General features: G+C 34.6%; 9 protein-coding genes and 1 tRNA gene. 5 read left to right on the top strand and 5 right to left on the bottom strand.

Features of this window, described 5'->3' with window-relative positions; all coding sequences use genetic code 11:
- Positions 1–68 precede the first annotated feature (68 nt).
- The 4 genes from der to P178_RS0111275 form a co-directional block, all read right to left on the bottom strand.
- Positions 69–1,373: a ribosome biogenesis GTPase Der gene (gene der / locus P178_RS0111290; RefSeq protein ID WP_027066324.1), complete on the bottom strand. Its 1,305-nt coding sequence runs from the start codon at positions 1,371–1,373 to the stop codon at positions 69–71.
- Positions 1,374–1,424: 51 nt separating this feature from the next.
- A complete protein-coding gene (locus P178_RS21905; protein ID WP_036146113.1) occupies positions 1,425–2,156 on the bottom strand; it encodes an acetyltransferase in 732 nt (243 codons plus the stop codon).
- 227 nt (positions 2,157–2,383) lie between these two features.
- Positions 2,384–3,268, bottom strand: a complete 885-nt coding sequence (gene era / locus P178_RS0111280) for a GTPase Era (RefSeq protein WP_027066323.1) — start codon at positions 3,266–3,268, stop codon at positions 2,384–2,386.
- Positions 3,255–4,619: an alanine/glycine:cation symporter family protein gene (locus P178_RS0111275; protein ID WP_027066322.1), complete on the bottom strand. Its 1,365-nt coding sequence runs from the start codon at positions 4,617–4,619 to the stop codon at positions 3,255–3,257. Before P178_RS0111275 ends, era begins: the two co-directional genes overlap by 14 nt.
- Before the next feature lie 195 nt (positions 4,620–4,814).
- On the opposite strand from P178_RS0111275, the gene P178_RS0111270 reads away from it, so the two are divergent.
- The 5 genes from P178_RS0111270 (at position 4,815) to P178_RS0111250 (ending at position 11,983) form a co-directional block, all read left to right on the top strand.
- Positions 4,815–4,887: transfer RNA gene (locus P178_RS0111270), tRNA-Met, on the top strand.
- Positions 4,888–5,139: 252 nt separating this feature from the next.
- Positions 5,140–6,210 carry a tyrosine-type recombinase/integrase gene (locus tag P178_RS0111265; protein ID WP_155941625.1) on the top strand — a complete coding sequence of 357 codons (1,071 nt, stop codon included), beginning with the start codon at positions 5,140–5,142 and terminating at the stop codon, positions 6,208–6,210.
- Between the two features lie 453 nt (positions 6,211–6,663).
- Positions 6,664–8,037 (top strand): hypothetical protein, encoded by a 1,374-nt coding sequence (locus tag P178_RS0111260; RefSeq protein ID WP_027066320.1) that lies wholly within the window; start codon positions 6,664–6,666, stop codon positions 8,035–8,037.
- A gap of 172 nt (positions 8,038–8,209) precedes the next feature.
- Complete coding sequence (locus tag P178_RS0111255) at positions 8,210–11,359, top strand: class I SAM-dependent DNA methyltransferase (RefSeq protein ID WP_027066319.1); 3,150 nt, start codon at positions 8,210–8,212, stop codon at positions 11,357–11,359.
- Between the two features lie 93 nt (positions 11,360–11,452).
- Positions 11,453–11,983 (top strand): hypothetical protein, encoded by a 531-nt coding sequence (locus P178_RS0111250; protein ID WP_155941624.1) that lies wholly within the window; start codon positions 11,453–11,455, stop codon positions 11,981–11,983.
- Between the two features lie 43 nt (positions 11,984–12,026).
- On the opposite strand, the gene dgt is transcribed toward P178_RS0111250, so the two are convergent.
- The gene (gene dgt / locus P178_RS0111245; protein ID WP_027066317.1) at positions 12,027–13,388 is read right to left on the bottom strand and encodes a dGTP triphosphohydrolase; all 1,362 of its coding nucleotides are present in this window, start codon (positions 13,386–13,388) and stop codon (positions 12,027–12,029) included.
- Positions 13,389–13,609: the final 221 nt, after the last annotated feature.

Below are 13,609 nucleotides of genomic sequence, written 5' to 3'. Positions count from 1 at the left end.
AAATTGGTCAAATAGTTTTGTGTAAACACAAAACTATTTGACCAATTTAAACTTATAAATCCTAAAGATTACTTCTTCCTCATAAATACCGTAATCGGCACACCTGTAAAGTCGTATTCTTCTCTTATCTTATTCTCCAGATATCTTTTATAAGGCTCCCTAACATATTGCGGTAGGTTACAAAAGAACGCAAACTGGGGATAAGGAGTAGGTAATTGAGTACAGAATTTTATCTTAACGAATTTACCTTTATATGCTGGCGGTGGATAGTTCTCTATTAAAGGCAGCATAGTTTCATTAAACTTACGGGTAATAATCTTCTTATTACGATTATTATAAACCTCAACCGCAGTTTCTATTGCTTTGAAAATACGTTGCTTTGTCAAAACAGAAACAAAAAGTATCGGCACATCTGTAAATGGCTCAATAGCTTTTTTAATTTTATCAGTATAGTGCTTTATAGTATTGGTTTCTTTATCCTCTACTAAATCCCACTTATTTACAAGAATTACTATCCCCTTATGGTTACGTTGAGCAAGCCAAAAAATATTCTCTACCTGTCCATCAAAACCTCTAGTAGCATCTAACATTAAAATACATACATCGCAATGTTCAATAGCTCTAACAGAACGCATTACAGAGTAAAACTCTAAATCTTCCTTAACTTTTGCTTTTCGGCGTATACCTGCAGTATCGACCAGGTTAAATTCAAACCCGAAACGATTATATTTGGTATCAATACTATCTCTTGTAGTACCTGCAATATCAGTTACTATATACCTGTCCTCACCAATAAGTGCATTAATGAAAGAAGATTTACCAGCATTTGGTCTTCCAACAACTGCAAATCTTGGCAATTCACTTTTTTCCTCAATAACATCAGGTAGTTTCTCAACTAAGTCATCTAATAACTCTCCGGTACCTCCACCATTTATACTAGATAGTGTGTAATACTCACCTAAACCTAGAGAATAGAATTCAACTGCGTCTTCTGCTCTTTTAGCATTATCAACTTTATTGACAGCTAAAAAAACAGGTTTTTTAACTCGTCTTAATAATTTAGCTACATCTTCATCCATACCGGTCACTCCGGTTTCAACATCTACCATAAAGATAATAGCATCGGCTTCTTCAATTGCCAATTCTACTTGCTTATCGATTTCCTTTTCAAAAACATCATCACTACCAACGACGTATCCACCGGTATCAATAATAGAGAACTCTTTTCCGTTCCAATCACTTTTACCATAATGACGATCGCGCGTAACACCACTAACGGCATCAACAATAGCCTCGCGTCTTTGAATTAATCGATTAAAAAATGTTGATTTTCCTACATTAGGTCTCCCTACAATGGCAACAATGGCACCCATAGCTTAAATTTGCTGCAAAGGTAGTACTTATAGTGGCAATTACAATATATCTTAAATGGAGAGATTTGACTTGAACTCATCAAAACTATCTAATTTGAAAAATTGTTGTTTTTTAGGGGTAGACAGATATGGTTCGCCAACAGCTCTTTTTCGAATAATTCTAGCAGGTGAACCATATATAACCAGATTATCGCCAAAATGATCAACAACAAGAGAACCGGCTCCTACAACTGAATGCTGACCTAATACAATGTTATTAACAACTGAAGCACCTAAACAAATTGAAGAGAAACTTCCAATGGACACATTACCGCCGCAACAAGACGATGGAGCTAAACTGGAGTAACTTTCCATTAAACAATCATGCTCCAAAATCGATTGAGAATTAAGTATGCAGAAATCGTGAATAATAGAATTTGCATTTATTATAGAACCTGGCATAATTACATTACCACAACCCAATTGCACATCTTTCCCTAAAACGGCATCAGGATGAATAGTGTTAACAAAATTAAAATATGGAACTATTTTAGAAATTCTATCTACAATCAATTTTCTAGTCCAATTATCACCTATTGCCACTAAGCCTCCTGTAATGTTAAATCTACTTATTAAATATGGTAAGTCAATTTCGCTACCTAAGACCTGGTACCCGTTAATTAGTGAACCTTTCTCTTTAAAAGAATCTACAAAACCAATTACATTGTATTTACCTTCTTTTTCCAAACAATCCAAAACAACACTACCATGACCGGAGGCACCAAAAATGATTATATTTTGCATTTCATCGGATTTTTTAAACAGTTTGTCGATGAATCAAAAATAGTCTTTTATTGTTGTAATGAAGAATTAAAACTCCATTTGAGATAAATATTTTATGATAAATATCAATAAAAAAAGGTGAAATCTAACAAACACCTGATTACTAGCTGTTCATGAAATCCAAGGATAATATTTCGTTTTCCTTTGCTTTATAAAACTGAATTTAACTTAGATATGGTAGAATTTTATTATTTATTGTATCCAAAGCGCTTTAATTGACGAGCATTACTTCGCCAATTTTTATTCACTTTTACATACAACTCTATATGCACTTGTTTGCCAAAGAATTTTTCTAAATCTTTTCTAGACTCAACACCAACTTTCTTTAAAGCTGCACCTTTATGACCAATTATAATTCCTTTTTGAGAATCACGTTCTACCATAATCACCGCGCGCATACGAATGATGTCTTCATCTTCAAAAAATTCCTCGGTTTCTATTTCAACCGCATAAGGAATTTCCTTTTTATAATTTAATAAAATTTTCTCACGAATAGTCTCATTAACAAAAAAACGCTCTGGTTTGTCTGTTAATTGATCTTTTGGGTAATATGCTGGAGATTTAGGCAACAATTCAATAATACGCTCAAACACCCCTTTAACATTAAAATTAGATAGTGCCGATACAGGATGTAATTCTACACTAGGCAACATCTCTTGCCAATATTGAACCTGCTCCTCCAATAATTCTTGGGTAGCAGTATCTACTTTATTCAACAGTAATAGAACAGGAATTTTACTGTTCTTTATCTTTTCAAAGAATGCTTCATCCTTTAAGGCTTTCTCCCCTATCTCAACCATATATAATAGCACGTCTGCATCTTCAAAAGCAGATTTTACAAAATCCATCATACTACTTTGAAGTTGGTATGCGGGTTTTATGATACCTGGAGTGTCAGACAAAATCATCTGAAAGTCATCTCCATTTACAATACCTAAAATACGGTGCCTAGTCGTTTGTGCCTTTGATGTAATTATGGATAATTTTTCACCCACAAATGCATTCATTAACGTTGATTTACCAACATTAGGATTACCAATAATATTTACGAAGCCTGCCTTATGATCTGCCATCCTTATACTTTAATATATATTTCTTCAATTCCACATTTACCTTTGGAGCCAACAAAAGTACGGCAATCATATTGGGAATCACCATAAGAGCATAAGACAAATCGATTAAATTCTTCACAAGTTCTAATGAAGCAACTGCTGCAAATACAATCATTATAACAAAATACCAATTATAAAATCTACCAATTTTAGCATTCGTTAAAAAAGATAATGATTTAACTCCGTAATAGGAATATGTAAAAAGTGTTGATAATGCAAAAGCCGTAACAATTACCATTAAAAGTATATCTCCCCACCCAAACAACGTAGTTTCAAAAGCTGACAAAGTCATTACAATACCACTAGAATCCTCTAAATATGCACCACTTAAAATAATAACTATTGCCGTAAAGGTACACACCAATATAGTATCAATAAAAGGACCTAACATTGCTACCAAGCCTTCGCGAATAGGTTCATCATTTTTAGATTGTCCATGATACATTGGCGCACTACCTAAACCTGCCTCATTGGAAAACATTGCCCTTCGAACCCCAATAATAACAAGCCCCCAAAACCCACCAGTTGCCAATGATTTAAAATTCCATGCCTCTGTTATAATCATTTTTAGAGATGGAAGTATTTGTTCTGAATTTAAGGTCATTACTACAATTACCGCAACTAAATACAAAGCCACCATAAAAGGTACTATTGCGGATGCTACCTTTGCTATATTTGACAAACCTCCAAAAATCACCAAGGATGTTATTATCGCTAAAACTATACCAATAGTCCATTTCCAATTCTGATCACTCATTTCAATCAGTGTAGTACCAGGATCTACAACACTCATGAATGTTTCTGTAAATTGATTAGCTGTAAATACGCCTAAAAATCCGAACAAACCACAAACAGCAAAGAATATTGCTAACGGACGCGCCTTTTCACCTAATCCTTTGGTGATGTAATACATTGGACCACCTTGTAACTTACCCTCAGAATCTATACCACGATACATAATTGCCAGACTACAAGAATAGAATTTAATACACATACCTATTAAAGCTGTCATCCAAATCCAAAAAACTACCCCAGGACCACCGTCATGAATAGCAATTGCAACTCCAGAAATATTACCTAAGCCTACGGTAGCAGCAACAGCGGCAGATAGTGCTTGAAAAGAACTCACATCTCCTTTTGAATCTTTATTATCATATTTACCTGCTGTAATTGCGATTGCATGACCGAAAAAACGGTAAGGCATTAGTTTTGAATAAAAAACAAGAAAGAGTCCGCCTCCTATTAACAAAAGAAACATTGGCCACTCGGTATACGGCAGTGCGCTCGCTATAAAGTCATTAATTGTATCCATAATATTGCAAAAAACCGAAGTTATGGATTTAATGTTTTTTAAAAGATAATGGTCTTAAAAAATATTATTTAAATAAGTTTTGAATATAGAGAAAATGTGTTGTATATTTGCAGCCCGTTACAAATAGTAGCGCCCCCTTTATCTCGTCAGCTTAATGACCTGAAGTTGCAAAACAAGTGAGATAAAAACCCATATCGCGGGGTAGAGCAGTAGGTAGCTCGTCGGGCTCATAACCCGAAGGTCGCTGGTTCGAGTCCAGTCCCCGCTACTAGACAACCCATTGATTAACAGCTTTTTAAAACTGTTGTCAATGGGTTCTTTTTTTGATATATTGCAAAGCGCATACGCTACCGCATACAAACACGGATTGGAGAGAAAAAAATATACGGAACCTAAAATCTATCATGGCGGGGACAATTTCGACCTCTCCAAAAGGTGGTATGTCTACTATTCCTTCGCCAAACCCGACCTTTTCGACAAACTCGGAAATCCCGTGCTGGTTCGCCAGACACCGGTTACGATGAGTGTCAACAAGAATTTTAAGACCAAAACGGCAAGGTTATTACACTTGGGGATCATCAAGGAGGTTTTGCTGGAAATGTTGAAAGAAGGATATTCTCCTTACAAGGACAAACTTAAGCTAAATTCAAAATCCTTGGAATATACGGCGGGAGCGGCACTGGATTATGCGTACGGCATAAAGCTCAGTGAACTTTCAGAAACTTCCGTCAAAGATTACAAAAGCCGATATGGCAGGTTTAAAACTTATTTGGATAAAAAGAATCTACTTGACAAAAGTATCCTCGGCATTACCAAACAGACCGTAAACGATTATCTCCAAACTATTGTCAAAGCGTCAAGCGCAAGAAATAGAAACAACACACGTATTGTATTGAGTTCCCTATTTGGTGAACTTGAAAATAACGACGTCATCCCAAGAAATTTTATCGAGAACATCAAGGTACTTAATACCAAATCGGTAAGCCATAGGACTTATTCCTTAGAAGTTTTGGAAGGTTTGTTTGCCTACATGAAGAAAAACGACCCTGTTCTGTTGCTTTTCATAAAGTTCGTTTCCTATAATTTTTTACGTCCAATTGAGGTATGCAGACTTAGGTTAAAGGATATTTTTCTTTCTCAAAAACTATTGCGCGTTCAGGCAAAGAACAAACCGGAGAAGACTAAAATCATACCTGATATCGTTCTTCGCGAAATTCAGGATTTCGACTTCTCTGTACAAAATCACTTTTTGTTTACTCCTACCGGCATTGGAGAATGGGAAGCCATAGAATCCAGTAGAAGGGATTATTTTACAAAACGGTTTTGGAAGCTGAAAAAGAAATATAACGAATATCTACTTGCAACTGGTGAAACTCTGCAACTGGGAAGTGAATATACCATCTATTCCTTTAGGCATACGTTTATCACGCTGCTTTTTAGGAAGCTTAGAAAAGAGTTTTCATATACCGAAACTTGTGATAAGTTAATGCTAATTACAGGCCATTCCACTCTAGATGCGCTTAAGGCTTATTTGAAGGATATTGATGCAGAGCTTCCGGAAGACTATAGTGGCTTACTATCTTTAATTTGAGGCAAAAGATTGTAGAACAAGGTGATTTTCCAATCAGTATATGCTTCTTGCCTTGTCCAAAGTTTTTCATTGTTGTTATCGTGAAAAACTTTTTCGCTTAGAACTAATCCACGGAGATGTTTTATTCAGTTCTCCCTGCAAGGTTAAAGGAGAATTAGGATACCCGGATTATACATAATGTGAAAAATTCCTAAATTCCTTTACCACAAAAGTGAATTCCACTCTTTACGAAAAGCGGATTTTGTAAGGAGTATCACTTTCGCAAAGTATATTTGAGCTAGTTTATCACAATTTTTCAATCATTGCCATAAGGCATAATGTAAAGAGTCCATTTAAACGCTTACAGGAGTAAACTATATCGGGTTTCCCTTGTCTACAAATACTTGGGTTTTAGAACACAAATTTCAACTAAATGGAAAAATAGAATTTATGTAAAATTCAAACATAACAATTGTGTTAAGGATACCCATTAAAGAATTAGATGTACCCCAATATGACGACGATCATGTGATTCGGTCATGGAAATGGTTTATGTCGTTTATGTCCAAAAAAGATTGGCAAAGAAGAAAAGCTGATATCGAGAATAAGATAGCAGTCCATTTTAAGGCTACACAACCTTTTTCAGGGCCTATTTCAGAAGGAACTTTATTAGTTGAAAAAAACGATGTAATTGGTTGGTATCTATATCTTTTGGATATGCTGATCAATGAACCACATAAGTACGAATACTTTCAGGGATCCAGAATTGTCCCGATTTTCAAACGTTTTGGACTAGACTTCGAATTATTGAAAAATATTGGAGGAGTCGAAAAGAAAATAAAAGATTTGATAAATAAAAGAAAATCAGAAGCCGATGCTTTTCTTTTTGAAATTATGACAGCACTTCTTTGGGCCAGAAATGGATATCAAGTAGCCTTTCTTGATGAAAAAAAAGCCGGTAAAACTTCGGACATCATAGCTAAAAGAGATGAAGAGACCTGGAGTATTGAGTGCAAAAGGCAATCAAAGACTTCCGACTACACTTATAGGGAAAATACGAAAAGACAAAAGATGGTTTCTTATATCAGCAAAACACTCTTAGAAAGAAACATTTTACTGGATATTGAATTTCATGTAGAACTTGAGAACCTACCCGATACTTTTTTAAAAGACCTATTGGAAGAAAAGCTAAAGAGGCCAGTTACTGGAAAAATTGTTTCAAATACCAAAGTGGATATAGAATTATCATTTGTTGATATGTTCAAAATAAAAGAGCATCTAGAAAATAATTCCGTTAAAGATTATTCCCCTATGCTACATAGTTTGATAGGAAAAAAGCCGATAGACAACAAGGGATTTACATGTGGTATAGCTGCCGATTATTTTAGAATTGGAGAAGGTGACGTTAATAACTTATACATATCATATATCAGTAATGCTTTTGGTGTTTATTGTAGCTGTGATGCCAAGGAAGCCTTGTGGGCCAAAGCCAGAGACATTAAAAATCAGGTGCATAAAGCAATGCAACAATTCAATTCTCAAAATAATGCCGTAATTCATGTGGGCATGGAGACATTTGACGGCCCCCAAGTTGAAAAGAAAAGATTTGATAAGATTAAGAGTACAATAGCACAAATAAGCACCGAGAACACTAATTTAAAATGGATTTTTTGTAGCTTTTTTCAAGCATATTCGAGACCTCACGAATATTATATTTTTGACGAGACCGTTTCAACGATATCACCATACTTAACGCCAAAGCCACCTCTTGATACACGTTTGATGATTGTACCCGAAGATGAAAATACCGAAGATGATTTGAATCATTGGGATAGGCCGTTACCATGATAAGAATTCATGTTAGTGATGGGTATATTATAGCCTCCCCTCATCAATCCATAAATTTGGATATATTCCAACCTTTAATACATCATCGATTGTCAGAATCGCAAAATCATTTGTACCTTTAGATTTAATTTAGTAAGTAACTAACTCTCGGGTTTTTTGGACGACCTTCGCTATGATCGATTTTGATATAATAGAAAATCTAGGCTTGGACAAGGCCGTCTCTGTTACGTCGAAATCGAATCAAATTTCTGATAGTCAGTTAGTTGTAATTAATCAAGTAAAAGATTTCGGTATTGATGAGATTTACTTCAGCACCGACGAAAATCATAATAGTTATCCTGCGGTTTTTTTAAAAAGGGTTCAAAAATTTGATGACCGAGCTCTTCGACAAGTTGCAATTGCTCAAAAAAAAATCTGGAACTTCAAAAAGGTTATTTTTCTATACGTTTATTCGGAAACTGAAATTCGTATTTACAATTGTGCGGAAAAACCTCTTTTGATCAAATCAGATGATTTTGATTATAAGAAAGAACTAAAAACACTCGAAATAGAGTCTTACAAGTTCTCGGATAAAGCCAAGCTTCAACAACTTCAAAACCTTTTTTCCACTATTGCCATTGATACAGGTATCATATGGACATTGGAAGAAGCGTTCGAGATTAGAAAGAAAATAAGCCTGCAACGAAGGGTCGATAAATACCTTGTAGAGAGCCTTACATATACTGCTAGGCAACTACAGGGAGAAGGATTGGACGTAAACCTTATCCATAAAATAATAATGCGTTCTCTATTTCTTCTATATTTAGAAGACAGGGGCGCAACTGATGAGAAATTTTATTCGAAAATAAAAAAAGGAGCAAAGTCCTATTTTGATATTCTGGACGATGCAGATAAAACATATTCCCTTTTCAGGAAACTGGAAGAATATTTCAATGGTAATGTTTTTACTCTAGACAGCAATGAGTCAATTTCTAGGGACCATCTAAAAATTATACGAAAGTGCTTTATCAACGGCAATGATAATTCTTTACAGCAGAATCTTTTCGAAGACTTACGTCTTTTCGATTTTAGTATTATTCAAATAGAATTATTAAGTGAAATCTACGAGAATTTCCTTGCCGAAATAAACCCAACTTTAAAGCAAGATACAGGTACGTATTATACACCACCTTCCCTAGTTGAACTCATATTGAATGAGAAATTACCGATTTCTAGAACAGAAAAAAAATTCAATATTAAGGTATTAGACCCAACTTGCGGCTCGGGTATTTTTTTGGTTGAAAGCTTTAAGCGTTTGGTAAAACGCCACGAAAATGCCAAAGGAGAAAAACTTACGGACTTCAATGCGCTGAAGAAGCTATTGACGGATAACATCTTCGGTATAGAGATACACCCTCAGTCCATCAAGGTAGCGGCTTTTAGTCTTTACCTGGCTTTGGTGGACAACTTGAATCCCAAGACGATTTGGCAGAACAAGGACTATCGTTTACCCTATTTGATAAACGACCCTTTGGATGATACCTTAATAGAACAAGGTGGTAACTTATTTCGTAGCGATACAATTCAGAAAAATCCCGAAGTAGAGAAAATCAATTTTGATTTGGTGGTGGGAAATCCGCCTTTCGGTACAAAGAACTTGTCCCAATCTATCCGTGATTATAGTGATAAGCACGGTTTTGCCAAGGAGATGGTTCTTCCATTTCTACATAAGGCGACAGCCTTCTCCGAATACGGGGAAATTGCTTTGATTTTTAATACCAAAATACTCACCAACACTAAAATAACATATCAAAATTTCAGGAAGTGGCTATTCAATGAGTGCTATGTGGAGAAAATATATAACTTCTCAATTTTAAGGAATGCACCTAAAAATTTTGGAGGTCAATTGTTCGGTTCGGCTACTGGTCCAATAAGTGTTGTTTTTTATCAAAAAAAAGCACCCAAGAAAAAATCGAGTACTATTGTTTACTATGCGCCTAAAACTTTTATTAAATCTAATGTAATTGAAGGTGTAAGCATTGATAGTTCAGATTTAAAGTTTTTACCGCGCAAAGAATGTGAAAAGCAAGACACCAAAATTTGGAAAGTTGCAATGTGGGGCGGATTGTCCGATTTTAGACTTATAGAAAAATTAAATTCTAAATCTTACCAAACTATTGAGCAATTCAATAAAGAGCATAGTATTGAATCGGGTGTTGGATTTCAACTTCTGACTCAAAAGAAGGATGAACCCAGACATTCGGAGATATTGTCCGAGCTACCTTATTTAGATGCCAGTTCAATAGAAAGGTTCTACACACAAAGTTCACGATTGAAAGGCATAAGAGATTCTGTTAAAACACCAAAATCAATATCCTTTTACAAAACGTTTTACAATGTAGATGATATCGATGATATTGAAAATTTCTCTCACTTCAGACGTCTTGGAGATATTCAAGCATTTGTAAATACCCACATAGTTGTCAAAAAGGGATTAGAAAAGAATAGTGTTTGCTCATCCTTAATCGATGTAGATTGCTCTTTTAGAGATGGTGTTTACGGTTTTTATTCAAGTAGTAATGATAATTCGATTCTTAAGGTTCTAAATTCATATTTCAATTCCAAGCTAAGTAGTTATTTCTTATTTATGACCATTTCTTCATATGGTATAGAAAGGGAACAGATTATGAAGAACGAATATCTTTCAATCCCCATTAATCTTAAGGAATCTGAGATTTCAAAAATTCTGAAGTTATCCGAAAAGTTTATCAAGAAAATCAAAGGTTTGGATTTTTGGAATATTGAAGAAAAGCGAAATCAATTGATAACTACTTTCAGTAAAACTGTAGAGGGTATTATCAATAAAAGTTTTGGATTGAATGAAGATGAAATTAACCTTTTAAATGATGCTTTGGACTACAGCTTAGATTTGTTTCACTCAAAAGCTAAGTCAAAAGCCCTGCATCCTGTTCGCAGTATTGAGGACTATTCAAAGAAAATTAGTGAAAGATTAAATCAGTTTTTAAATAGGCAAAACCTATTTGCGAATGCTACAGTATTTGATACAAGTCATTTTTCGCCTTTATTGCTAATGAAAATTTCGTTCGAAGAAAATGAAAAACAAGTTTTAAAATCTCAAGAGAATGTAACACAGGAATTACAAAAGCTGGACAAGCATTTATGGACTAAACAAAGCACAAATATTTATTTCAGGAAAAAATTAAATTACAAAACAGGCAACGAGATTTTTATTGTTCGACCCAATCAGAGGCGATTCTGGACTCAATCAATGGCGATTGAAGATGCTTCAGAATTAATACTGGAAATCCTTAATGAAGTATAATAAATGGGATTAAACAAAGTTATAGTTGCCAGCTTCAAAAGAGGCTTTGAAGAAAAATGCTTTCGGCTGATAACAGAATCTTATGTTTCAGCTATGGAAACTAAAGTCATCAAACTAAACTGGGATGAAAATGACATTACTTCGGAGTTACACGATCACGTAAAAAAAAATCCACTTAGATTAAAGTGGAGTATTGTTACGAATGTTGAGCAGCACTTACCAAAAGATGAAATCAAAAAAGAAAAAGGCTTTGCTGCTAAACTACCTAGAATAGACCTTAGATTGGTAACCATAAATTCATCCTTAGAGTATGAATATCATATGGAAGCCAAAAATCTTGAGGAAAATGATTCAGGTTTAAAGCGACGTTATATTGATACTGGAATCAACAACTTTGTTTCAAAGAAATATGAGAATGGATGCCTACTTGGATATGTACTTGATGGGGATTTGGAGAAAACGGTAGACGGAGTTAACAAGCTTTTAAAGAAAGACCACAGGGAGCCTGAATATTTAAAACATCGAACCTCTGATTTACACGATAAATATTACGAATCAGAACACCCAGATAATTTGCTTATAAAGCATTTTATGTTTGATTTCGCCTCTTTACATAGTGCTTAAGGAAAATGAAGGGCTGTTCTTTTTTAAAGTGCTAGGTGCAATTTTAGTTCCGCATACCAATCTCAATCCCCTTAATTTTTCTATATAATTCTGTTGCATAGATGTCCGTCATTCCAGAGAGATAATCAACTATGCCCATCACTTTATCGTAGTTGGATTCGCTTTCAGTTCGATATTGTTTGGGTATTAAGATGAGAGCTTTTTTATCGGATTTCTCTTTTTTCTCTTTTAAGATTGGATATACAAAATGATTTAACAGCTCATACATTACATTATAACCGGCATTCTCTATTTCTACAACTGAACGGTCGTTGTAAATATGCTCTACAGAAAAATCTACAATTTGTTGAAGTGCGTTACAATCCTCAGCTATCATATCGAATAATGCCTTGTTATGTTTTCCAGCCACAATATTATCAAAATGCAGTTTATAAAATTCAAAAGCTTTAAATATCAGACTATTTATGGATTTAGCTCTTAAATAACTAATTCTTTCGTTTTTATCACTTATGGTAATTAGTGTTTTATCAAACTCCGAGACATCTTCAACGCCTAAACATCGAATTAAATTATCGAGCAACCCCTCACAATGGGAAGTTTCAATAATTCTTAGCCTCTGCGCATCTTCTAAATCTATAATATAATAGCAAATATCGTCGGCAGCCTCTACTAACCATACAAAAGGATGGCGTAAATATGATAAACCTGAAACTGACGTATCGATAATCATTCCCGTTTCTAATGCAACTTTTTCAAATGTTTCTTTTTCTGACTGTAAAAACCCAAACTTTTTTCTGTGCGTAAAATCGTTATTCCTAGCAGTAGATTCACAGGGATATTTTGCTATTGCCGCTAAAGTTGAATATGTAAGCCTTAAACCTCCTTTTGGTTTTCCATTTAGTTGCTGTGTTAAAACACGTATTGAATTTGCATTACCTTCAAAATTTGTTAAATCAGAATATTCTTTATCACTAAATCTTGATTTTAATTCCTTCTCATTTTTTTTGAAAAAACTGACCATTGCATCCTCTCCCGAATGGCCAAAAGCTGGATTTCCAATATCATGACACAAGCAAGCGGAAGACAAAACATTTTTTAAATGATTTCGATAGAAAGGCTTACTTTTTGAATCTAAATCATTGGCATAGTTGTCATAAATATACTTTCCAACAAGTGAACCCAAAGAACGTCCTACTGAAGATACTTCTAGTGAGTGTGTTAATCTATTGTGCACAAAAACACTCCCAGGTAATGGAAATACTTGTGTCTTATTTTGAAGACGTCTGAATGCAGATGAAAAAATGATTCTATCGTAGTCTTTTTGATATCCAGACCGTGGGTCATCATTATCCTCGGGTTGGTCAACACCTGTACGTTGGGAAGAATATAGTTTGTTTAAATCCATATGTTTTTTTCAAATTGCACCTAACATTTGATATTTGAAACCTAAAATACTGATTTAACAATTGACTTGAAGAGATAAAGCAACTTTTTCATACGCATTGCCAGATTCTTTAGAAATCGTAAACCATTTGGAGAAGATTAGATTTAGGGCTGATGTTAATACATCGAATTGTACTTCCTGAGGCCGCACTTGGATATACTCTTTACAGATCGCACCTTTTG

It is taken from the genome of Maribacter sp. Hel_I_7 (assembly GCF_000688315.1).
GTDB classification, from domain to species: domain Bacteria; phylum Bacteroidota; class Bacteroidia; order Flavobacteriales; family Flavobacteriaceae; genus Maribacter; species Maribacter stanieri.
Note: the sequence above shows the minus strand (reverse complement) of the source record. Positions and strands in the feature narration are given on the sequence as shown.